Genomic DNA, 23,508 nt, shown 5'->3' on the forward strand with positions numbered 1-23,508 from the left:
ACATGGTGAAGAGATGGTTAAAGTCCTGTCTCTTGCGCGATCTGCGCCTTGGATTTGCGCGCGCGTTCGGTCGCAGACTTCAACTGGCCACAAGCGGCCATGATATCCTCGCCCCGCGGAGTGCGGATAGGTGAGGCATAGCCTGCCTTATAGATGATATCCGCAAACTTGCGGATCCGGTTGTTCGACGACCGCTTGTAGGGCGCGCCGGGCCATTCATTGAACGGGATCAGGTTGATCTTGGCAGGGATACCCTTGATCAGCTTGATCAGGCGTTGCGCATCTTCGTCACTGTCATTCACACCATCCAGCATCACATATTCAAAGGTGATGCGCTCGGAGTTCGATACCTTGGGATAGTCCCGCAACGCATCCAGCAAATCCGCAATCGGCCAGCGCTTGTTGATCGGGACAAGACGGTCCCGCACCTCATCGGTTGTCGCATGGAATGAAATCGCGAGCTGGCATCCGATCTCCTGCGCGGTGCGTGCAATTTCGGGCACCACACCGGATGTCGAGAGCGTGATCCGTCGCCGCGACAGGGATATCCCCTCGGGGTCCATCGCGATCTTCATCGCGTCGCGCACATTCTCAAAGTTATAAAGCGGCTCGCCCATTCCCATCAGGACGATGTTCGACAGGAGCCGCGTTTCATCCTTCGGCGCGCCTTGCTCGGGCCATTCCCCCAGATCATCACGGGCGACCATGATTTGCCCGACAATTTCGGCTGCGGTCAGGTTGCGCACGAGTTTCTGCGTGCCCGTGTGACAGAATGAACAGGTCAGCGTGCAGCCGACTTGGCTCGAGATACAAAGTGTTCCGCGGTCGGTTTCGGGGATATAGACCACCTCCACCTCATGTCCGCCTGCGATCCGCACCAGATATTTGCGGGTGCCGTCATCCGACACCTGCCGCGTCACCACCTCGGGCAATTCAATCGCAAAGGTGTCGGCCAACATCGCGCGGTAGTCTTTCGCCAGATTGGTCATCTGCGCAAAATCACGCACACCCCAATGGTAGATCCATTGCCAAATCTGGCCGACCCGCATCTTGGCCTGCTTTTCCGGTGTGCCGGCCGCAATCAGTGCATCCCGCATCTGGTCACGCGACAAACCGATCAGGTTGCGCGGTCCGTCTGGCAACTTGCGCGGAATAGTCAGCACGTCCTGCGTAATGGGGGCCTTGGCGTCCATGGGATTACTCTCACTGAGGGGTTTGAGGGGCATATAAGAGAAAAAGGCGGCCTCCACAAGGAAACCGCCTTTGCGCAAAATATTGTGAAACGCCTAGCCCGCGCAGCGGCTCGCGGCTTCTTCCACCGCAGCAGTAAAGCCCAAAAGGCTAAATGTGTCTTGTGTTTGTGTGCCACGACCCGACCGCGCCGTGATCACCGCATTTGCCCCGCGCTTCATCGCCTCGACGAAACGGGCGTCATCGGCAGGGGTTGCTGGCCAAGCAGTTTCGCCTTGGGTGAACATCTGGAATGTCGTGTCGCCGATCTGCACGCTCGCGGTTGATTCGTCGGCGAACGGATAGCCGCCGGTAAACATGACCTGCCCGTTCACATTCTCGGAGGGGCGGTAGAAGACAATCAACCGGATGTCGCCGCGGCGCACGTCAACGGTATTGCCATCGCGCGTGTTCAGCGTTTCCTTTGGGGCCGAGACCGCCCAGCATTCATTCGGATCGCTTTCCACAAAAACGCTCCAGTCGGTATTCGCTGAAACGCGGTTATCGCTTTCTTCTTGTGCGGCGGCGGCACCCGCCGTCACCAAAGCCAGTGTTACGCCAATCGCGCGTGAAATATTCAAAATCATTCTGCAGCCTCCACGCTGTCCTTGCCTCTGGATGTCTCGCCCAGCCAGTGGCACATCTGACGGTACCTTTTCGACTGGCGAGACCTTGTTCAACTCGATACCACTACGCCTAGCAAAAAATTGCCTGTGGGGGAAAGCCCCGTTACAGGTGCGCTCTGCGCGATAAAAACGAAATATACAATTCAAAAGGGCAAGAAAATGGCAAATCCTGTTGATCTGGTCGAAGTCTGGCGCGGAGATCTGCTTGAATGCGTCCATCAGGGTCACGCAGTTGTGTGTGACGATACCGGCCAGATTGTCGAAAGCTGGGGGGATCCTACGGCCATTATCTATCCGCGCTCGTCATGCAAAATGATTCAGGCACTGCCATTGGTGGCAAGCGGAGCCGCAGCAAATCTGACTGGACAGCAATTGGCGATTGCCTCGGCGTCGCACAACGCCGCCGCGATTCACACCGATCTGGTGGGCAAATGGCTCGCAGATCTTGATATGACAGATGATGATTTTCGCTGTGGTCCGGCTTTGCCAATGGACGAAGCGGCCCGCAACGCATTGATCTGTTCGGGCACAGCACCGTGTCAAATCCACAACGAGTGTTCCGGCAAACATGCGGGGTTTTTGACGTTGAAAAAACACCTCAAGGCTGGCCCTGATTACGAACTCATCGACCATCCGGTGCAGAAAGCTGTCAAATCAGCCTTTGAAGAGGTGACTGGCGAAACCAGCCCGATGTACGGAATTGACGGGTGCTCCGCACCAAACCATGCCTGTTCTGTGCATGGCCTTGCCCGCGCGATGGCTTTTTTTGCCAGTGCACAGGACCGTTCCGATGTGCTGAGCACCGCCGCGGCGCGGCTGACCCAAGCGATGGCGACGTTTCCGGAATTTGTTGCGGGCGAAACGCGCACCTGCACCGATCTGATGCGGGCGATGGACCATAAGGTAGCGATCAAGACCGGTGCAGAAGGCGTCTTCATTGCGATCATCCCCGAAAAGCGATTAGGCGTTGCGGTCAAGATCATGGATGGCTCACAGCGCGGGCGGGACTGCGCCATTGCGGCGATCCTCGTGCGGCTTGGCGTACTTGACCCGAACCATCCTGCAGCCGTTGCGCGCCGGACACCGGCCATTTTTAACCGCAGAGGGTTGACCACGGGCTTTATCCGCCCGGCCCCATTGCTCGCGTAAGCCCGACGCGCTCACCAGAAACACTGAACGGAAAGCCTGCCTTATGCCCTTTACCCTTGCCACCTGGAACATCAACTCTGTGCGTCTGCGCGAAGACATCGTTGCCCGCCTGATGCGCGATGAGGCCCCTGATGTGCTTTGCCTGCAGGAATGCAAAAGCCCAGTGGACAAGATCCCGCTGGAACAGTTTCAGGCGCTGGGCTACGCGCACATGGTTGCGCGCGGCCAGAAAGGCTATAACGGTGTGGCGATCTTTTCCAAAATCCCGATGGTCGAGGCTGGGGCCGAGGATTACGCCGGTCTGGGTCATGCGCGGCACATCGCGGCCAAGCTGGAAAATGGTGTGACGATCCACAACCACTATGTCCCTGCTGGTGGTGATGTGGCGGACCGCGCCGTGAACGAAAAATTCGGCCAGAAGCTCGATTATCTGACTGACATGCGCGATGCCTATCATGCGCAGAAGCCGGTAAAATCCATTCTTGTGGGCGATCTGAATATTGCACCGCGCGAAGACGACGTGTGGGACCACAAGAAATTGCTCAAGGTCGTGAGCCACACGCCGATCGAAGTGGAACACTTTGCCGCTGTAATGGATGCAGGGGCATGGTCCGACGTGACACGCAACGATATTCCCGAAGGTCTGCTCTATAGCTGGTGGTCCTACCGCGCCAAGGATTGGGACGAGGCCGACAAGGGCCGCAGGCTTGATCACATCTGGGCCACGCCGGACATCAAGAACGCCGCCCACAGCAGCCGCGTGCTGCGTGACGCACGTGGCTGGGAAAAGCCCAGCGACCACGCACCTGTGTTCGCAACGTTCGATCTCTAGGGGAATTCAATGACACTTCCGACATCCATGAAAGCGCTTGTGCAATTGCACGATGGCTATGCGGGTACACGGACGGGGCCCAATATCAGCGACCTGTCCCCTTTTGTGGCATATCAGGACGTGCCCCTGCCGCAGCCCGCCGCAGGCCAAGCGCTCATCAAGGTGCATCTGGCGGCGGTGAACCCCTCTGACATCCATTTTATCAAAGGCGAATACGGCCAACCCCGTGTCAAAGGGAGCCCTGCCGGATTTGAAGCTGTGGGTGAGGTTGTGGCTGGCAACACGCCTCTGATTGGCAAGCGCGTCAGCTTCTTTGCCGGCGGGTCCGGCACGTGGGCGCAGTATGCGCTGGCTGATGTCACCAGCCTCGTGCCTTGCCGCCCCGATCTGGCCGAAGTGGATGCCGCATGCCAGTTGGTCAATCCGCTGACCGCAATTGCGATGTTTGATCTGGTCAAGGAAAGCCGCGCGGAGAGTTTTGTGCTGAACGCTGCCGGATCTCAGCTTGGGAAATACCTGATCGCGCTGGCGAGGGATAATGGCGTTGCGCCAATCGCAGTCGTCCGTCGCGCTGAACAGGCGGCTGAACTACGCGACCTTGGCGCACATTCCGTGATTGTGTCCACCCAGCCGGACGCGCTTGATCAGGCCAAAACGGCCTTCCGCGCGCTGCCGCCCGCGATTTTGCTGGATGCTGTTGGTGACCAGTTCACGGCTGATCTGTTCTTTGCCATGCCCAAACACAGCACATGGGTGAATTATGGCAAACTGTCGGGCGAGGCCCCGTGCCTGACGGAACTGGGCCAACTGATCTTTATGAACAAGAAGATCGAGGGTTTCTGGCTGACCCGCTGGATCAAGCAGGTGGGTGCGGACCGCGTGCGGGCGGGCTTTGTGGAAATCCAGGAGCGCTTTGTCAGTGGCGCATGGAAAACGGATGTGGCGGGGATCGTGCCGTTGTCGGAGGCCATGCTGCGCCTGCCTCAGGTGCTGGCCGTGCCTGATGGCAAGGCGTTTATTGATCCGCGAGGCTGATCTTGCTTGCATCTGCGCAATAAATCCGCGACACGCGCGCTTTCGGTTCAGAAATGTTGAAAAACCGCTGAACCGTTGCTATTTCTAGATCATGCCCTGCGTCGGGGCCATGACGACGTGCTTTAAGGAGGACAATGATCTGTCTCTTTCTACAGCGGCTGATGCATCAGCCAAACCCGGAGTCGCAGCAATGACGGCCCCACAAAATGTGACCAGCGAAGCGCTTTTGGCGGCTGTTCTCAAATCCCTCGATGACGACAAAGGCGAAGACATCGTGCAGATCAGTCTGCGCGGCAAGTCCGAGATTGGCGACTATATGGTCATCGCATCGGGCCGTTCGACGCGCCAAGTGACGGCGATGGCTGAAAAGCTCGCGGATCGTCTGAAGCAGGAATTCGGGATCATCTCCAAGACCGAAGGCAAAGACACCGGCGATTGGGTGCTGATCGACACAGGCGATATCATCGTGCATATCTTCCGTCCGGAAGTGCGCGAATTCTATCAGCTTGAAAAGATGTGGCAGCCGGGGACGGCCAGCGCCGTCTGATGCGGGTCCAGATTTGCGCTGTGGGCCGTTTGCGCAAGGGGCCCGAGCGCGACCTTTATGATGACTACCTCACCCGGTTCGACCGGACGGGGCGGGCGCTGGCCTTTGGGCCTGCGCAACTGATCGAAGTCGAAGACAAAAAGGGCGGCGGCATGGCCGGCGAGGCAGCCCTGCTGGAACGTGCGGTGCCCGATGGTGCCTTGATCTGTACCCTCGATGAACGCGGCAAGCTCATGGGCTCGCCGGACTTTGCAGCCCTTCTCGCCACATGGCGCGACCAGGGGCGGCAGGACGTCAGTTTCGTGATTGGTGGCGCGGACGGGATTGATCCCGCTTTGCGTGACCGCGCCGATGCGTCTTTGAGTTTTGGCAAAATGGTCTGGCCGCATATGTTAGTGCGCGTGATGTTGGCCGAACAGCTTTACCGTGCTGCCTCTATTCTGGCGGGCGGTCCTTATCATCGGGCTTAGGAGCCTCCGGCGGGAGTATTTCGGGCAAGATGATGCGGTGCGGTGGTTCCCCTGATTGCAATGCTGCGATAGACAGCAATCAACCAATATAGGAGCGTTGCTATGCCCACCCCCAAACCCGTTGTTCTGTGCATTCTTGATGGCTGGGGCCTGCGCGACGCGGTTGAAGGCAACGCGCCCAAGCAGGCGCATACCCCAAATTTTGACGCGATCATGCGAGGGCCCCATGCCCGGCTTCTGACACATGGCCGTGATGCGGGGCTGCCCGGCGGGCAGATGGGCAATTCCGAAGTGGGCCACACCAACATCGGCGCGGGCCGCGTGGTTGCGATGGATCTGGGCCAGATTGAGCTGTCGATCGAGGATGGATCGTTTTTCACGGCGGATGCGCTGGTGGCGTTCATTGAGAAGCTGAAAGCCAGTGGAGGTGCCGCGCATCTGATGGGGGTCGTGTCCGACGGCGGCGTTCATGGGCATCTAGATCATATCATTGCTGCCGCTAAGGCGATCACCGATGCCGGTGTGCCGGTCATCATCCACGCGATCACAGACGGGCGTGATGTGGCGCCATCTTCGGCCAAAGCGTTTATGGCAACGCTGACTGAAAACCTGCCTGACAACGCGAAGATTGCCACGGTCATTGGCCGCTATTTCGCGATGGACCGAGATAATCGCTGGGAGCGGGTCGAGACCGCCTATGACGCGATGATCAAAGGTGAGGGCGGGGCGGCCGCCACGCCACTGGCGGCGATCGAGGCGGCTTATGCGGCGGGCAAAACAGATGAATTCATCCCCGCCACCGTGATTGGCGACTACGCAGGGTTCGGAAAGGATGACGGGTTCTTCTGTCTGAATTTCCGTTCTGACCGTGCGCGTGAAATTCTGGCGGCGATTGCCGATCCCGACTTTGACGGATTTGAGCGTGAGCAGCCGCCTTTGGCAGCATTGCTGGGGATGGTCACCTATTCGGACCGTCATGACGCGTGGTTCGATACGGTTTTTCCCAAACGCGATATCCAGAATACCCTTGGTGCATGGGTTGCCAAACACGGGCTGCGCCAGTTCCGGCTGGCAGAGACCGAGAAATACCCCCATGTGACTTTCTTTCTGAACGGCGGGATCGAGGTGCCGGAAAAGGGCGAGGACCGCTATATGGCGGCATCGCCAAAAGTTGCGACTTATGACATGCAGCCAGAGATGTCGGCGGCCGAGGTGACCGAACATTTCGTCAAGGCCATCGAGGACGGCTATGACCTGATTGTCACCAACTACGCCAATCCCGATATGGTGGGACACACCGGCGATCTTGGTGCAGCGATCAAGGCTTGTGAGGCGGTTGATGAGGGTCTGGGACAGGTCCTGACCGCTCTTAAAGCCGCAGGCGGTGCCATGATCGTCACCGCCGACCACGGCAATTGCGAGACGATGATTGATCCTGAAACAGGTGGGCCGCATACCGCGCATACGTTGAACCCTGTGCCAGTGGCCTTGGTCAGTGGGTCAGAGGGCGCGTCACTGCGTGACGGCAGGCTGGCCGATCTTGCGCCCACGGTGCTTGATCTGATGGGTCTGGAATTGCCCCCCGAAATGACAGGGCGGAGTTTGATCGTAAAATGATCCGCCTGATTGCTGCATTGCTTTGTTTCGCCTCGGGGGCTTTGGCGCAACAAAACGCGGTCGAGGCTGCCGCACAGTTGCAGGCAGCCCAAGCGCAATTGCAGGCCGCTGACAGTGCACGCGACCGGATTGCGGCGCTGACGGAAACCGTCCAGGCCTATGAGGCGGGGCTGGCGGCCATGCGGCAGGAGCAACGCGATATTGCCCTGCAAGAGGCAATCCTGACCGAAGAGCTCGAACTGCGCCGCGCTGAATTTGCCCAGCTTCTGGGGGTGCTGTCTGCCATCAGCAACACGCCGCAACCTGTCTTGCGTGCACATCCTGACGGGCCGCTGAACACCGTGCGCGCTGGCATGCTCGTGGCCGATGTGACACCGGGGTTGCGCGCTGAGGTCGCGCGGCTGAACGCACTTCTGACGCAGACCCAAGAGGCACGGCAGGCCCAGGACGCTGCTGCGCAGACCTTGACCGAAGGATTGCAGGGCGCACAGGCGGCCCGTGCGGCTCTGGGACAGGCGGTGTCAGAACGCACCGATCTGCCCAGCCGTTTCGAGGACGATCCGGTGCAAACCGCGCTTTTAGTGGCCAGCACCCGGACCTTGGGGGAATTCGCCACAGGGTTGGCCGAGGCGCGTCCGGATGGCACCGGGGTGCTCACGCCACAAGGGAACCTGCCTTTGCCGGTTGCCGGCACAATACTGCCCGATGATGGCACGGGCCGGCGCGGTTTACGCATAGGTGCCGAACCCCGCGCCTTGGTCACTGCCCCTGCACCGTCCACGATTTTGTTTCAGGGCCCGCTTCTGGACTATGGCACCGTAGTGATTCTGGAACCGGCTGCTGACATCATGTTCGTCATGGCAGGATTTGCCGAGGTCTTCGGCGTGGCGGGGCAGGTGGTCCCGATGGGTGCGCCAATCGGGCTTTTGGCGGCAAATGACAGGAAATTGACTGAAAATTTTGGGATTGCGACTGGGCAGCCCGGCTCTGCCCTTTATCTTGAGGTCAGAGAGGGGCAAACTCCGGTGAACCCCGCCGCGTGGTTTGCGGTCGAGTAGGTAAGGAAAAAAGATGAAAAAGCTGATGTTGGCCGCCACTGGTGGTGCTGTCTTGGGACTGGTTGTGACGACGCAGATTGCGGGGCCACTTGTGGCGCAAGAAGCGGAGCAGAGCACCAGCGTTTATGAGCAGCTTGATCTTTTTGGCGATATTTTCGAGCGGATCCGTTCGAACTACGTGGAAGAAGTTGACGACCGCGAACTGATCGAGGCCGCTATTAACGGGATGCTGACATCGCTTGATCCGCACTCGAGCTATCTGTCCCCCGAAGCGGCGCAGCGCATGCGTGTCAGCACCTCGGGCGAATTCGGCGGTCTGGGGATCGAAGTCACCCAGGAAGAGGGATGGGTGAAAGTGGTGTCCCCGATGGATGGCACCCCGGCCGAGGCCGCAGGCATCGAAGCAGGTGATTTTATCACTGCCGTTGACGGTGAAAGCGTATTGGGCCTGACCTTGGACGAAGCGGTGCAGATGATGCGCGGCCCCGTTGGTGCCGAGATTATTGTCACCATCGTGCGCGAAGGCGAGGTCGAGCCTTTTGACGTCTCGATCATCCGCGATACGATCAAACTGACCGCCGTACGCAGCCGCACCGAGGGCAACGCGGTTGTCTTGCGGGTCACAACGTTCAACGAACAGACCTTCCCGAACCTGGCGGAAGGGATCGAAGAACAAGTGGCCGAGGCTGGTGGTATCGACAATATTGACGGCTTTGTCGTTGACCTGCGCAACAACCCCGGCGGTCTGCTCAGTCAAGCGGTCTATGTCTCTGACGCCTTCCTTGATGCGGGTGAAATCGTCTCCACACGCGGGCGGCGGGCATCTGACGGTGACCGCTTCAATGCCACACCCGGTGATCTGGCCGAAGGCAAACCGATCGTTGTCCTGATCAATGGTGGGTCCGCCTCGGCATCGGAAATTGTGGCGGGTGCGCTGCAAGACCACCGCCGCGCCATCATCGTTGGCACCAATTCCTTTGGCAAAGGGTCTGTCCAGACGGTTGTTCCCCTCAGCCAGGACGGGGCGATGCGCCTGACAACTGCGCGTTATTACACACCGTCGGGCCGGTCCATCCAGTCGCTCGGAATTTCTCCGGACATCATTGTGGAACAGCCCCGTCCACGCCCCGTGGATGAAGAAGAGGCAGAAGCAGGTACACCACGGACCGAAGCAGGTTTGCGCGGTTCTTTGGAGAATGACAGCCTGACAGAGGACGAAATCCGCCAGATCGAAGAAGATCGCGCGCGCGCCGAGGCTGCGGCAGCCCTGCGCGAGGATGATTATCAACTGGCCTATGCTATTGATATCCTGAAGGGTTTGAACGCACTGGGCCCACTGTCGGGTAGCGAGTGAGTAAATCGCTCTCCTGATCACGCTGACGTGAGTGACAAAGGGAAATAGCGTCCTATTTCCTTTTGCATCACCTGACCAAGCGTCACCAATAGGAGAGACACGATGACTAAGCTGACACGCCGCAACCTGCTTGCCGCCGGCACGGCCTTGCCTTTCGCAAGCCTTGCCGCCGGAGCTGCCCGCGCCGAAGCCCCGATGAAGGGTGCAAGTTTCGCCACACACCGCCGCTTTATGATCGGCGATTTCGAGGTGACAACAATCCTTGGCGGCACCACGCCCCGCGACGCGCCTCAGGGCATCTTCGGCATGAACGTGTCGGAAGAAGAATTCGCCGCCGTCAGCCGCGACAACTTCCTGTCGACCGAGGCATCACAGTTCTTTTTCACACCCACACTGGTGAACACAGGCAGCGAAGTCGTGCTTTTCGATACCGGCCTGAACGCCGCCGCCACCGTCGCAGCCCTTGAGGGTGCAGGCTACACCGCCGACCAAGTCGATGTTGTTGTCCTGACCCACATGCACGGCGATCACATCGGTGGCTTGATGAACGATGGCGCACCAACCTTCGCGAACGCACGTTACGTGACGGGCCAAATGGAGTTTGACCACTGGGCCGGCGCCGAAAACGAAGGCTTTGAGGCGAATGTCCGCCCGCTGGCCGAAAATATGACTTTCCTTGGTGATGGCGGCGATGTCGTCAGCGGTATCACAGGGATGGCCGCGTTCGGTCACACGCCCGGCCATATGGTCTATCGTCTAGACAGTGCAGGCGCAGGGCTTGTGATCTTTGCTGACCTCGCCAACCACCCAGTGTGGTCGCTGGCACGCCCCGATTGGGAAGTGCGCTTTGACGCCGACAAAGAGGCCGCTGCCGCATCACGCCGCAACGTCTTGGGCATGATCAACGCCGACCGCATCCCCGCCATCGGCTACCACATGCCGTTCCCTGCTGTGGGATATGTCGACACAGGCTCAAACGGTGCCGAGTTCCGCTGGGTGCCCGAAGCGGGCCAGTTGATGGGCTAATCGCCTTGCGAAAGTCTGGCCACTTTGGTGGTCAGGCTTTCACCCTTTCGGATGCGGGATCATAAAACGGCTTCAACTGCGCCTCCGCCTGCACCCGTACCCCCATCACGTCAATCTCGTAGGCGCTTGACAGCACATCCGCCACGCTCTCGCCTGCGCAGGGCACATATCCCATGCCAAGTGCGGCACCCAGATGGTGGCCATAGCCGCCAGAGCTGAGATGGCTAACAACCTTGCCATCCCGCAAAATGGGTTCGTTATGATACAAGAGCGGCTCGGGATCGCGGAGTTTGAATTGCATGAGTCGCCGCTCCAACCCTGCGTCACGTTTGCTCATCACGGCGTCGCGGCCGATGAAGTCAGCTTTGTCGGTTTTCACAGCAAAGCCTAACCCCGTCTCCAGAACGTGATCCTCAGCCGTGATATCGTGACCGAAGTGGCGGAATCCTTTTTCCATGCGCGCCGCATCCATCATATGCATCCCGCAAAGCTTGAGCCCCATGTTCTGTCCCGCCGTATGCAGCACCTCGAACACATGCCCCGCCATGTCGGTCGAGACATAGACCTCCCAACCCAGCTCACCCACATAGGTGACGCGATGGGCGCGCGCCAAACCCATGCCGATCTCGATCTCTTGCGCGGTGCCAAAGGGGTTCACGTCATTGCCAAAATCATTTGGCGACACGGCCTGGAGCAGTTTCCGGCTATTCGGGCCCATGATGGCCAGCACGCCTTCGCCCGCTGTCACATCGGTGATGACCACGTTGAAATCGCCCATATGGCGCTGCATCCACGTCTGATCCGCCAGACGCGTCGCGGCAGGTGTGACCACCAGATAGGCCGTCTCGGACAGGCGGGTGACAGTCACATCGGCCTCAATCCCCGCACGGCTATTCAGAAACTGCGTATAGATAATCTTGCCCTCCGGCACGTCATGCTGGCCGCCGCCGATATGGTTCAGGAACGCCGTCGCATCGCGCCCCTCAACACGTATTTTCCCGAAAGAGGACATATCATACATCCCCACATTCGTGCGGATCGCATTCAGTTCGGCGCCAACATTGCCAAAGAAATTCTGCCGCTTCCAAGAGTATGCATATTCCGGCGTCTGCCCCTCATCCGCAAACCAGTTGGCCCGCTCCCAACCTGCAAGCTCACCCATCACCGCGCCTTGCTCTAGCAGATGTTGGTGGAATGGCGTCCGGCGTACACCGCGCGCGGTGGCCTTTTGGCGGAAAGGGAAATGGTCGGCATAAAGCAGCCCCAGCGTTTCCTTGGAACGTTCAAACAGATAGGTCTTGTTGCCCTGAAACGGCTGCATCCGGCCAATATCCACATCACCCAGATCGAAGGGCTTTTCGCCCGCATCCATCCACTGCGCCAGCGCCATGCCCGCGCCACCGGCAGACTGTATGCCTATCGAATTAAAGCCCGCAGCCACCCAAACGTTATCCATCTCGGGTGCCAGCCCCAGATGATAGGCGTCATCGGGGGTGAAACTCTCGGGACCATTGAAAAACGTATGAATTCCAGCTTCCGCAAGCATGGGCATGCGTGCAACAGCGGCTTCGAGGATCGGTTCAAAATGGTCGAAATCCTCGGGCAGTTGATCGAATTCAAAATCTGCTGGGATACCATCCATCGCCCAAGGTTTCGCATTTGGCTCAAAGGCGCCCAGCAGGATTTTTCCTGCGTCTTCCTTATAGTAAGCACATTCATCAGGGACACGCAGAACCGGCAACTGGGTCAGACCGGCAATTGCCTCGGTCACGATATAGAAATGTTCGCAGGCATGTAGCGGCACATTCACGCCCGCCATACGGCCCACTTCATGGCCCCACATCCCTGCGCAATTGACAATCATATCGCAGGTCATCGTGCCATGCGCGTCAGCGGTTTCCCAATCCACGGATTGCACGCGGCGCCCCGCCTTATTGATCCTAGTGACCTTGGTACGTTCAGCCACCACGGCGCCCTTCATGCGCGCGCCCTTGGCCAGCGAAAGCGCGATGTTGGAAGGGTCGCCTTGACCATCTTTGGGCAGATAGACACCACCCGTCACACCGTCGATATTCAGATGCGCGTAGCGGTCCTTGATCTCACTGGGCGAGATTTCCTCAATCTCTACCCCGAACGCCCGTGCCATCCCCGCAGAGCGTGAAAGCTCTTCGCGGCGCTCCTCTGTCAGCGCCACGGTGATTGACCCCACACGCTTGAAACCGGTCGCGACACCTGTCTCATTTTCCAGATTGCCATAAAGCTCTTGGCTGTATTTCGCGAGCTTGGTCATATTCGCCGTCGCGCGCAGCTGCGCGATCAATCCGGCCGCATGCCATGTGGTGCCGGAGGTCAGCTGTTTGCGTTCCAGCAGCACCACGTCTTTCCACCCCAACTGGGCCAGATGATAGGCGACCGAACAGCCAATGACGCCCCCTCCGATGATGACCACACGGGCATGCTTTGGAAGGTTTGTCATTGCATTTTATCCTATTTACCAAAAAGTCGGCCGTTATGGTGTGGTAATTTGATGTCCGGCGGCTTTGATTTTTTCCGCCAGCTTCGCGATATGCGCAGGCCCGACCTCGCAGCAGCCACCGACAATTGTAGCCCCCTGATCAATCCAGCCCATCACGAAACCTGCGTATTCCTCAGGCCCAAGGTCCTTGCGCGCGGTCAGCGCATCGACCGTGGGTTTGTCACCCAGGAACCCTTCGCTGATCTTGGTAAACCCGTTGGCATAGCCGCCAAAGGGTTTGCCTGACGTGGCCAGAATACCCATCGTGGTGCTGATTGCTTCGGGCGAAGAGCAATTCGCCAGAATTGCGCTGGCATCCCCCGCCACGGCAAAGACATCTGCCACAGGCTCACCCGAGCGCAGCTTTGTGCCATCGTTTTCATCCACCGTCAGCGCAAGCCAGACAGGTTTGCCGGTCGCAACAGTCGCTTCAAGGATCGCACGGGCGTGGGCAACAGAGGCAACGGTTTCACAAATGAGACTGTCGACGTGCGGTGCCAGCATATTGGCCACCTCGGCATAGGTCGCCACAGCGACATCATGCGGGGGCATCAGATCAGGACGGTAGGACGCGCGCAGGGGTCCGATTGAGCCCGCCAGAACACCCACACCTTTCGCCTCTTCGAGTGCGGCCTTTTGCAGGTTGGCAAAGTGACCTTCCATGCCGGTCCCTTCGAGCCTGTCGCGCAGGACGGCATAGGTGTTGGTGGTATGGACCGTCGCACCTGCGGCGCGGTAATCGGCATGCACCTGGGCCACCAGTCCGGGGTGATCAATCATCACCTGCGTGGACCAAAGCGGTGTGGGCCGGTCACCGGCACGATGGACAAGTTCCTGTCCCATGCCGCCGTCAAGAAGGATGATATCTGTCACGAAATGCGTCTCCGAATGTTATAGGTGCGATGGCAAGATCACGCCCTGATCCGCATGTTCTGCGGGTCCCACAGGGGCTGATCCTCTTGGATCGTCGCTATATAACGTTCGCCGTAGATATCAACGTGAACCTTTGCCCCCGGCACGGCGGCATCGGCGCGCAGCATCCCCAGTGCGATGGATTTATCCACGCGGTAGCCCCAGCCGCCTGACGTGGTTTCGCCCGCAACCTCATCGCCGATCCAGATTGTGGACATGTAAGGCGCATCCGCAGGGCTGGGGTTGTCCAGTGTCAGCGTGACAAAACGCTTCTTCACACCCGTCTGTTTTTCCGCCAAGAGAGCCGCCTTGCCGGTGAAATCCTGCGGTTTGTCGAATTTGATAAACCGCTCCAGCCCGCCTTCGAGAAGTGAATAATCCGTGCTCAGATCACCTTTCCACGCGCGATAGCCCTTTTCCAGCCGCAGCGCGTTCAGCGCGAACATGCCAAAGGGCACGGCCCCCGCACCAAGCACCGCGTCATAGAGCGCAGGGATATTGGCATTGGCGGCATGAATTTCCCAACCCAACTCGCCCGCGAAACTGACCCGTGCCAGCGCACAGTCAACACCAGCAACTTTTGCCGCCTGATGGCTTAACCACCCTGCCGACAAATCTGCCTCGGTCCCGATGCTTTCAAACAGTTCCCGCGCCTTTGGCCCGGTCACGATCAAGGTGGAATATTCCGTTGTGTGGTCGGTCAGCGAGAGGCCTTCATCGAGCGCCCCGCGCAACACATCATAGTCATGCCATTGCGCGGTGGCCGCGGTAATCAGCGTAAACTGATCCTCGCCGTGCCGCATGACCGACATCTCGGTCAGGATCCGTCCGCGATCATCGGCGAAATAGGCGAGGTTCATGCGCCCGACCTTCGGCAAACCGCCCGCGATCCGTCCGCGCAACCATTCGGCGGCACCGTTACCGGAGAGATTGAACCGCGAAAAACCCGGCAGGTCCAACACGCCCACACCATCGCGGACAGCCTCGCACTCTTCCTTCACGCGTGGCTGCCAAGGGCCTGCGCGCTCCCATGTCTCGGTCGCCTCAAGCGAAGTATCGTCACCATCCTTGGCAAACCAGTTGGCGCGCTCCCACCCGTTATAGGCCCCCATCTGGCCACCCAAGGCGATCACCTTGTCATGGACAGGTGATAGTTTCTTGTTGCGCCCCGCTGGCCACATCTTGTGCGGGAAATGCATGCCGTATTCGTGGCCGTAGATTTCCATCGCCTTCTGGTGGCAGTAATCCTGATCGGTGTAATCGGTATAGCGGCGCGGATCGCAGGCCCACATATCCCACTCGGTCTGGCCATCGACGATCCATTCGGCAGCGACCTTGCCCGCACCGCCGCCTTGGGTAATGCCGAAGGTAAAGACGCACGCTTCAAACGCATTCTTCACGCCTGGCATCGGACCAAGCAGCGGCAGACCATCCGGGGCATAAGGGATTGGCCCGTTGATCACGCGGCCCACGCCCGCGGTGCCAAGGATCGGCACGCGCGCCATGGCATCTTCGATATACCACTCCAACCGTTCCAGATCGTCGGGGTACAGTTGGAAGCTAAAATCCTCGGGCTGCGGATCATCGGGGGTCACCCAATGTGCCTTGCAGTTGCGTTCATAAGGCCCAAGGTTCAGCCCGTTCTTGTCCTGCCGCAGATAGTAAGAGCTATCCACATCGCGTAACAACGGCACCTTATGGCCCATTTTTTCGGTCCAGGCTTTCAGCTCGGGAATTTCCTCGGTCAGGAAAAACTGGTGCGACATCGTCACCATTGGCACGGTACGCCCCCCATAGGGTTTGAACCATTCGCCGACACGCTGGGCATAATATCCGGCCGCATTCACCACTTTTTCGCAGTCAATATCGCCCTTTTCGGTATGCACGGTCCACGTGCCATTCGGGTGCTGGGTCACGCCCGTCGCACTGCAAAACCGCTCGATCTTGGCGCCCATCTGGCGCGCGCCTTTGGCCAAGGCCTGCGTCAGTTGCGCGGGGTCAATATCACCGTCGTCAGGATCATAAAGCGCGCCTTCCAGATCATGTGTCTCAAGAAACGGATACATCTCTTTCGCGTCATCCGGCGTCATCAGCCGCAAATTCAGCCCCTGATAATTGCCCATGCTCATCGCGCGGGCGAATTCCTGCATGCGTTCCTTGGAATGCGCCAGCCGGATGGACCCGGTGACGTGATAGTTCATCGGGTAATCCACCTCTTCGGCCAGTCCTTTATAAAGGCCCAGCGAATAGCGCTGCATGTTCATCACAGCCCAGGATGTGCTGAAAGACGGACAATTTCCTGCGGCATGCCAGGTAGAGCCAGCGGTCAACTCGTTCTTTTCCAGCAAGACACAGTCGGTCCAGCCCTTCTTGGCGAGATGGTAAAGGGTCGACACCCCCACAACACCGCCACCAATAATCACAACACGTGCAGTTGTCGGGAAGTCAGTCATATCGTTTACCTTCTCTGGTCGGCGGTATCTAGGGCATGGTGCAGCGTCATCGCGGGCCCTCAATAGATCGGAGGAGAGATCACCCAGACGATCTCGCACGTGGTGTCATGTTTGTTCCACCACTGGAACTTCTGTCCGCGCAAACGGAAGCTATCGCCGGCCTCAAGCGCGAAGTGCTGGCCATCAAGCGCAATCTCAAACTTGCCTTTGATGATATAGCAGACCTCTTGGGTCGGCCGGCTCACGGGTTCGGGCAGGAATGAGTGGGGGGCGAAGGCGGAATGGATGACCTCAAAATCATCCGTCAGATCAGGTGACAAAAGCGCCTCGGTCAAGCCTTCGGTCCGGCTGCCGATCGGGCGGCGGGCATGGGCCCGCACGATATGGCCTTCTTCCTCTGGGGGAATTGCAACCTTCAAAAAGCTGGATATCGAAACATCAAGGGCTTTTGCGATGCGGGCCAGATCGGCGCCGTCAGGATAGGATAAATCGCGCTCAACCTGGCTCAGCCAGCCAACGGAACGGCCCAGCGTTGCAGCCAGTTCAACCAGCGTAATCCGCCGTGCCTTGCGCAAGGACCGTATGTCCGCTCCAAGCGATGAAACGGTGACATTTTCATCCCGCATGATCGCACCATGAAAAAATGACATAAATATTCATATACCGTGGTCCTTAGCGTTTGCATAATAGTTTTTGTGCTGAATGCTGCAGATATTGCCAGTGGCTATTTTGCAAAGGCGAGATCGAGGACAGTCGTCATGCCCGCGACATCCGTCTGATCGAAGGCATCAGGTTGATCGCTATCAATATCAAAAACACCCAGCAACGCACCGTTGCGGTCATGGACCGGCAGCACCAGTTCCGAGCGCGTACTGCTCGCACAAGCAATGTGGCCAGGAAAGGCCTCAACATCGGGAACAAGCTGGACTGCGCCGGTGCGCGCGGCAGCCCCGCAAACACCCCGCGAAAACGGGATCACCAGACAGCCGTGCCCGCCCTGATACGGCCCGATCTTGAGCATCTCGGGGCCGGTCACCCGATAAAAACCGGTCCAGTCAAAACGATCATCGCTATGATGCACCTCGCAGGCGACCGTCGCCATCAAGGAAATCACGTCATCCTCACCTTCGGCCAGCGCGGCAATCGTTTTGGTCAGGTCATCGTAGTTCACGCGCATCGTAGTATCTTTCATGTCTTTCTAAACCCGCTCAATGGCAATCGCCGTGCCTTCGCCGCCACCGATACAGATGGCTGCAACGCCCCGTTTGAGCCCACGTGTTTCCAATGCATTCAGCAAGGTCACGATAATGCGCGTACCGGATGCCCCAATCGGATGCCCCAAGGCGCAGGCCCCGCCATTCACATTCACGATGTCGCGGGGAATGTGCATTTCCTGCATGAACGCCATCGGAACCACGGCAAAGGCCTCGTTGACCTCCCACAGGTCCACATCATCAACGTCCCAGCCGATCTTGGCCAAGAGCTTTTGCGCGGCAGGCACGGGCGCCGTCGTAAACCACCCCGGGGCCTGTGCATGGCTGGCATGGCCCACGATCCGCGCACGCGCGCCACTGTTGTCAGCCGACAGAACCAAGGCCGCCGCGCCATCGGAAATGCTTGATGCATTGGCCGCTGTCACCGTCCCGTCAGGGCGGAACGCAGGTTTCAGCGACGGAATCTTTTCGGGCCTCGCCTTGCCGGGTTGTTCATCACGGGTGAAAACATCTTCACCATTGCGGCTATGCACGGTGACGGGGGCGATTTCTTTGTCGAATGCCCCGGACCGTTCGGCATCCAGCGCGTTGGACAACGACGCAATCGCATAGTGATCCTGTGCGTCACGATTGAACTGGTACTTTTCGGCGCAATCCTCGGCAAATGTGCCCATCAGACGGCCTTTGTCATAGGCATCCTCGAGCCCGTCGAGGAACATGCTGTCCTGCACACTCTGGTGCCCGATCCGCGCCCCGCTGCGCAATTTCGACATCAGATAGGGTGCGTTGGTCATGCTTTCCATGCCGCCTGCAACCATCGTGTCGGCGCCGCCAAGGGCGATCTGGTCAAAGGCCATCATCGCCGTTTTCATGCCAGAACCGCACATCTTGTTGACGGTCGTGGCCGGTACGCTGTCATCCAGCCCCGCCAGAAACCCCGCCTGCCGTGCAGGGGCCTGTCCCAGACCGGCGGGCAGAACGCAGCCCATCAGGACCTCATCAACATCTGGTTTGCCGGCGCCCGCAAGTGCGGCCTTGATCGCGGCTCCCCCCAAAGTGGGTGCATCCACATCGGAAAAAATTCCCTGAAACCCGCCCATCGGTGTGCGGGCCGCACCTTTGATGAAAACATCACGCATGATCTTACTCCCTCCAACGCAGTAGACGCTACGCCTGTGTCGCCGAAAGGAAAAGCCTGAACATTTGCGTTGCGCGTCGCAGCGATCGGGCTAGGTTCACCGGCAATATCAGGAAGGACCTCCCCATGCGTAATTTTCACCACCCCGGCCGTTCAGCGGTTTATGCAACCAACGGCATGTGCGCCACGTCGCACCCGCTGGCCGCCAAAGTCGCTGTGCAAATGATGGAATCAGGTGGCAATGCCATGGACGCTGCGATTGCGGGGGCAGTGCTGCTGGGCCTGTGTGAGCCGCAGATGACAGGCATCGGCGGGGATTGTTTTGTGCTGATGACACCGCCGGGCGAAGACCGCGTTGTGGCGCTGAACGGATCAGGCCGTGCGCCTGCGGGAATAGACGCCGACAAACTGCGTGCCAAAGGTGACGTGATCGCACCCTATTCCGCCGATGCGGTCAGCATCCCGGGCGCGGTTGATGCCTTTTGCCGTCTGTCCAAGGACTGGGGCAAACTGGGCCTCAAGGCCGTTCTCGCCCCGTCTATCCACTATGCCGAGGCCGGCGTTCCGGTGGCTGAACGCGTGGCCTCTGACTGGGCGCAATCGGTGGATAACCTTTCTGGCCATGCCCGCGACCTCTATCTGCTGAACGGCGAAGCCCCCAAGGCAGGGCAGCTGTTCCGCGCGCCGGAGCAGGCGCAGGTTCTGCGGCGCATCGCGATGGACGGACGCGCAGGGTTCTACGAGGGAGAGGTTGCCGAAGACATGGTCGCCTCGCTCAATGCGCTGGGCGGCACGCATACGCTGGATGATTTCGCGAATACGGCATGTGACTACACTGACCCGATCACAGGCGGCTATGGCGGGCTCGATCTTTACGAGCATCCACCAAACGGGCAGGGCGCGACCGCGATCCTGTTGCTGAATATCCTGAAGCATTTCGATATTGCAGGCATGGACCCGTGGGGCGCCGAGCGCGTCCATATTGAGGCCGAAGCAACCAAGCTGGCCTACGACACCCGCAACCGGTTCTTGTCTGATCCAGAATACATGACGCGGCTCGACTATATGACGTCACCCGACACTGCGGCGAAACTGGCCGCCCTGATCAACCCGAAGAAAGCCATGGCCGCAGGGCTGCCGGGGGCCGAGGCGGTACACAAGGACACCATCTATATCACCGTCGTCGACAAAGACCGCATGTGTGTGTCGCTGATCTATTCGGTGTTCCACTCCTTTGGATCAGGCATCGCGTCGGATAAATTCGGCGTGCTGTTCCAGAACCGCGGCGCGGGTTTCACTCTGCAACAAGGTCACCCCAACGAGGTCGGCGGCGGCAAACGCCCGATGCACACGATCATCCCCGCGATGCTGAAGAAAGACGGCAAGGTCCACATGCCCTTCGGCGTCATGGGCGGGCAGTATCAGTCCACCGGCCACGCGCGCTTCGTGACCAACGTCACAAATTTCGGGCTGTCACCACAGGCTGCGATGGATGCGCCGCGCAGTTTTGCGGAAGGCAGCGAACTGCGGGTCGAGGACGGCTACAGCGATGCGGTCAAAGCCGAACTTGCCGCAATAGGCCACAACGTGGTGCGCCCCGACACAGCCATCGGGGGCTCACAGGCGATTCTGCTGCATGAGGATGGTGTGCTTGAGGGCGGCAGCGACCCGCGCAAAGACGGCTGCGCAATCGGGTATTGAGAGATGGCAAGGAAAGAACCGCTCATTCAGATATGAACGTTTCCGAATGACGGGTCTGCGGGACGAAGTGTGAAATCGCTGCGCTTGCGCCAATGACCGCTTCGTCACCAGCTCGACTTAGCGGCCTGGTCGCGCAAACTCTGACCTTGCCCGTTCGACTCGTTCTCTAACAACACAGCCTTTTGCATGATCGTTGATCAACCCCATAGCCTGCATGAAGGCGAATATTGTTGTAGGCCCTAGGAATTTCCAACCACGTTTTTTCAATTCTTTGGCTAGCGCTTGCGAAGCGGCAGACGTGGAAACCGTTTGCGGCTCGGCCAGCTCTTCCCGCTTCGGTTCGAAACTCCACACGAAGGCTGCGAGCGATCCTTCGGCCCTGACTAACTCAGCCATGCGTTCAGCATTGTTAATCGTCGCCTCGATCTTGGCCTTGTTCCGAACTATGCCGGTATCTTCCATCAACCGCGCATGATCTGCGACCCCGAATTCGGCAATATTCGCATAGTCAAACCCAGCGAAGGCCGCCCTGAAATTCTCCCGCTTGGCCAGAATCGTGCGCCAGCTCAAGCCGGACTGGAAACTTTCAAGGCAGAGTTTCTCAAAGAGACGAGTGTCGTCGGCAACCGGAAAACCCCATTCCTTATCGTGATAGTCTAGGAACTCCGGTGCCGCACCTGACCATTTGCAGCGCGGTTCTCCATCTGGCCCCGTGAAGAGCATCGGCATCGCTCAGGCTTTCAGGAAGTCAAGCGCGGGCGTCGTCTTCTTGACGTCGACTTCGGCGATCTGTGCGACCACGACATTGTGCTCAACGAATGGATCGGCATTGATACGCCTCTCGATCTCTTCGCGGTTTTCTCCCGCGGCCAGAATTGCGCCGCCGCCTTCCGGCGTCAGGGAACCCACACATTGAAATATCCCATCTCCGAAACCCTTAGCGATCCATTCGTTGTGGGCTGGCATGAAATCAGGGGCGGCGGATTTGTTTTCGGAGAATCGAAGAAAAATGATGAACACTGTAGTCTAGCCTTTCATTGAAGATTTGTCAGGAAGCTGGTCGAGCCACACCTCCAGCGCGGTAACTTCCGCCCTGAGGAATGCCTCATCCTTGAGGGCGCAGGCCAACACTGCGATGCCTTGTGATCGCCCGAGAACATGCAGTGCTAAAGACTCGGCATCGTCTTGGTACCCGAGTGCCGTGAACTGAAGTGCGAGCCAATCGCGAAACAGGCCGAAAATCTCGGTAGCGCGGGTCTCTGCGACATGACCCAGCTTGGTCAATTCGGTCGTGAGAGTCCCGACCGGGCATCCGAACGCCATGATCTTGGTCCGATTGGTCATGAGGATGCGAATAAATGACCGGATTCGGTCTTTCGATGGCACATCCGTTCCCCAAGACTCGAGCATTGCCTGTGTTGCCGCCATGCGACGGTCGATGACCGCGTCGAGAATATCATCCTTGGATTTGAAGTGGTGGTAGAAGTTGCCTCGGGAGATGCCAACCGCTCCTGCAATTTCCGCAAAGGATGTCGCCTCGAAACCTGACTCGTAGAAGAGGGTATCGGCCTTTTCTTCGATACGTTCGCGAGTAGTTGATCGTGACATTGAGGCCTCTGAAAAGTTGCTTCAATCCAAATTAGGACGCTCGTCCTAATTTGTCAAACGTGGACTCCAAAAGCTGCCATTCGTGCGTCGTGCAGCATCAGTACCTCTGGGCTCAGAGCGGTCATCAGACGACGATTGCTGCATGGCTGCTTTCAGAAGGCGAACGGCTTGAGCCGCTCGCCTAAAGTTCAGATGTCGATCTTCTCGGCGATGCTTAGGGCATCTTCGACTTCGACGCCCAAGTATCGTACCGTGCTATCGATTTTCGTGTGGCCAAGTAGCAGTTTTACCGCCCGTAAGTTCCCAGTTTTACGGTAGATTTCAGCGGCCTTTGTCCGGCGCATTGAGTGCGTGCCGTAGCCACTTGGTTCTAAGCCAATTGCTGTGACCCAATCCCTGACAAGTTGGCCGTATTGGCGTGTTGAAATGTGGGGATGGTTGTGGAACCGACGTGGAAACATGAAGCTACCTCTCAACATTTCTGGACTATTGACCCAGATGGCAACGGAATCACGCGTATTTTCAGTCAGTTCAAACTGAACTGGCCGCTTTGTTTTACTTTGCACCACCGAAACACGTTCGCGCACTTGGTCAGCATTTATGAGGTCGCTCACTTTGAGACATACCAAATCGCATCCACGCAACTTGCTATCGATCGCGACATTAAAGAGCGCCAGACCTCGCAAATTGTTTGCCAGTTCGAGACGCGCTCGGATGGCCTAGGCTTGTTTTGGTCGCAACGGGCGCTTTTGCCCGATGATGCGACCTTCGTTCCAAGCTCTTTGTTTGGGGGTGATTGCTGGAAGCTGTACTCTAGGCATATTCTGCCCTTCATACCGCCCTCCAAACCCAAGCGTCGGCATCGCGCTGACGATGGATAATAGCACGATTGCTATGACTGCTTTCGACTTGTCATGTAGGTGTATCATGCCGCGTATGCATCAGACCGCTTCGAGCCCGTGGCGGTCAGTGCATTTTCATGCTGCGCGCGCAAGCAATACAAAAATTGCCGCGCCTGCGTAA

General features: G+C 58.4%; 22 protein-coding genes. 10 read left to right on the plus strand and 12 right to left on the minus strand.

All coding sequences use genetic code 11. The features are described from left to right. Nucleotides 1–17: 17 nt before the first annotated feature. Together rlmN and B0B09_RS15505 are read right to left on the minus strand one after the other, a co-directional pair. Nucleotides 18–1,193, minus strand: a complete 1,176-nt coding sequence (gene rlmN, locus B0B09_RS15500; protein WP_076660964.1) for a dual-specificity RNA methyltransferase RlmN — start codon at nt 1,191–1,193, stop codon at nt 18–20. A gap of 93 nt (nt 1,194–1,286) precedes the next feature. Beyond that, on the minus strand, nt 1,287–1,817 hold the full coding sequence (locus B0B09_RS15505; protein ID WP_055295837.1) for an invasion associated locus B family protein: 531 nt from the start codon (nt 1,815–1,817) through the stop codon (nt 1,287–1,289). 198 nt (nt 1,818–2,015) lie between these two features. Between B0B09_RS15505 and B0B09_RS15510 the strand changes: the two genes are divergently transcribed. From B0B09_RS15510 to B0B09_RS15550, 9 genes are all read left to right on the plus strand, one after another. Then, nucleotides 2,016–3,005: an asparaginase gene (locus B0B09_RS15510; RefSeq protein WP_076660840.1), complete on the plus strand. Its 990-nt coding sequence runs from the start codon at nt 2,016–2,018 to the stop codon at nt 3,003–3,005. 43 nt (nt 3,006–3,048) lie between these two features. Next, complete coding sequence (gene xth / locus B0B09_RS15515) at nt 3,049–3,837, plus strand: exodeoxyribonuclease III (RefSeq protein ID WP_076660841.1); 789 nt, start codon at nt 3,049–3,051, stop codon at nt 3,835–3,837. 9 nt (nt 3,838–3,846) lie between these two features. After that, nucleotides 3,847–4,872, plus strand: coding sequence for a zinc-binding dehydrogenase (locus B0B09_RS15520; RefSeq protein WP_076660842.1), 1,026 nt, complete (start codon nt 3,847–3,849; stop codon nt 4,870–4,872). 190 nt (nt 4,873–5,062) lie between these two features. Further along, entirely contained in the window at nt 5,063–5,419 is a 357-nt protein-coding gene (rsfS, locus tag B0B09_RS15525; protein WP_055295842.1) for a ribosome silencing factor, read from the plus strand. Beyond that, nucleotides 5,419–5,889, plus strand: a complete 471-nt coding sequence (gene rlmH / locus B0B09_RS15530; RefSeq protein WP_076660843.1) for a 23S rRNA (pseudouridine(1915)-N(3))-methyltransferase RlmH — start codon at nt 5,419–5,421, stop codon at nt 5,887–5,889. Before rsfS ends, rlmH begins: the two co-directional genes overlap by 1 nt. Before the next feature lie 102 nt (nt 5,890–5,991). Next, on the plus strand, nt 5,992–7,506 hold the full coding sequence (gpmI, locus tag B0B09_RS15535) for a 2,3-bisphosphoglycerate-independent phosphoglycerate mutase (protein ID WP_076660844.1): 1,515 nt from the start codon (nt 5,992–5,994) through the stop codon (nt 7,504–7,506). Continuing rightward, nucleotides 7,503–8,564: a murein hydrolase activator EnvC family protein gene (locus B0B09_RS15540; RefSeq protein ID WP_076660845.1), complete on the plus strand. Its 1,062-nt coding sequence runs from the start codon at nt 7,503–7,505 to the stop codon at nt 8,562–8,564. Before gpmI ends, B0B09_RS15540 begins: the two co-directional genes overlap by 4 nt. 13 nt (nt 8,565–8,577) lie before the next feature. Then, the gene (locus B0B09_RS15545; RefSeq protein WP_076660846.1) at nt 8,578–9,918 is read left to right on the plus strand and encodes a S41 family peptidase; all 1,341 of its coding nucleotides are present in this window, start codon (nt 8,578–8,580) and stop codon (nt 9,916–9,918) included. Between the two features lie 102 nt (nt 9,919–10,020). Then, on the plus strand, nt 10,021–10,944 hold the full coding sequence (locus tag B0B09_RS15550; protein WP_076660847.1) for an MBL fold metallo-hydrolase: 924 nt from the start codon (nt 10,021–10,023) through the stop codon (nt 10,942–10,944). A 31-nt stretch (nt 10,945–10,975) separates the two neighbouring features. Here B0B09_RS15550 and B0B09_RS15555 read toward each other — a convergent pair whose 3' ends face one another. The 6 genes from B0B09_RS15555 to B0B09_RS15580 form a co-directional block, all read right to left on the minus strand. After that, nucleotides 10,976–13,420 carry a GcvT family protein gene (locus tag B0B09_RS15555; RefSeq protein ID WP_076660848.1) on the minus strand — a complete coding sequence of 815 codons (2,445 nt, stop codon included), beginning with the start codon at nt 13,418–13,420 and terminating at the stop codon, nt 10,976–10,978. Between the two features lie 33 nt (nt 13,421–13,453). After that, a complete protein-coding gene (locus tag B0B09_RS15560) occupies nt 13,454–14,332 on the minus strand; it encodes a homocysteine S-methyltransferase family protein (protein ID WP_076660849.1) in 879 nt (292 codons plus the stop codon). A gap of 38 nt (nt 14,333–14,370) precedes the next feature. Next, nucleotides 14,371–16,824, minus strand: a complete 2,454-nt coding sequence (locus tag B0B09_RS15565) for a GcvT family protein (protein WP_076660850.1) — start codon at nt 16,822–16,824, stop codon at nt 14,371–14,373. Between the two features lie 59 nt (nt 16,825–16,883). Next, nucleotides 16,884–17,474, minus strand: a complete 591-nt coding sequence (locus tag B0B09_RS15570) for a helix-turn-helix domain-containing protein (RefSeq protein WP_242654470.1) — start codon at nt 17,472–17,474, stop codon at nt 16,884–16,886. Between the two features lie 74 nt (nt 17,475–17,548). After that, nucleotides 17,549–18,001 carry a free L-methionine (R)-S-oxide reductase MsrC gene (gene msrC, locus B0B09_RS15575; protein WP_076660851.1) on the minus strand — a complete coding sequence of 151 codons (453 nt, stop codon included), beginning with the start codon at nt 17,999–18,001 and terminating at the stop codon, nt 17,549–17,551. 21 nt (nt 18,002–18,022) lie between these two features. After that, nucleotides 18,023–19,177: an acetyl-CoA C-acyltransferase gene (locus tag B0B09_RS15580; protein ID WP_076660852.1), complete on the minus strand. Its 1,155-nt coding sequence runs from the start codon at nt 19,175–19,177 to the stop codon at nt 18,023–18,025. A 125-nt stretch (nt 19,178–19,302) separates the two neighbouring features. Here B0B09_RS15580 and B0B09_RS15585 point away from each other — a divergent pair, with 125 nt between their 5' ends. Continuing rightward, nucleotides 19,303–20,877, plus strand: a complete 1,575-nt coding sequence (locus tag B0B09_RS15585) for a gamma-glutamyltransferase family protein (protein ID WP_076660853.1) — start codon at nt 19,303–19,305, stop codon at nt 20,875–20,877. A 117-nt stretch (nt 20,878–20,994) separates the two neighbouring features. Here the strand turns inward: B0B09_RS15585 and B0B09_RS15590 are convergent, their stop codons facing one another. The 4 genes from B0B09_RS15590 to B0B09_RS15605 form a co-directional block, all read right to left on the minus strand. Then, a complete protein-coding gene (locus tag B0B09_RS15590; RefSeq protein ID WP_076660854.1) occupies nt 20,995–21,606 on the minus strand; it encodes a DNA-3-methyladenine glycosylase I in 612 nt (203 codons plus the stop codon). Between the two features lie 3 nt (nt 21,607–21,609). Next, nucleotides 21,610–21,897: a YciI family protein gene (locus B0B09_RS15595; protein WP_076660855.1), complete on the minus strand. Its 288-nt coding sequence runs from the start codon at nt 21,895–21,897 to the stop codon at nt 21,610–21,612. Between the two features lie 6 nt (nt 21,898–21,903). Beyond that, nucleotides 21,904–22,485 carry a TetR/AcrR family transcriptional regulator gene (locus B0B09_RS15600; protein ID WP_076660856.1) on the minus strand — a complete coding sequence of 194 codons (582 nt, stop codon included), beginning with the start codon at nt 22,483–22,485 and terminating at the stop codon, nt 21,904–21,906. A gap of 188 nt (nt 22,486–22,673) precedes the next feature. Continuing rightward, nucleotides 22,674–23,201 (minus strand): tyrosine-type recombinase/integrase, encoded by a 528-nt coding sequence (locus B0B09_RS15605; RefSeq protein ID WP_242654477.1) that lies wholly within the window; start codon nt 23,199–23,201, stop codon nt 22,674–22,676. Nucleotides 23,202–23,508: the final 307 nt, after the last annotated feature.

Source organism: Yoonia rosea, from assembly GCF_900156505.1.
Lineage (GTDB): Bacteria > Pseudomonadota > Alphaproteobacteria > Rhodobacterales > Rhodobacteraceae > Yoonia > Yoonia rosea.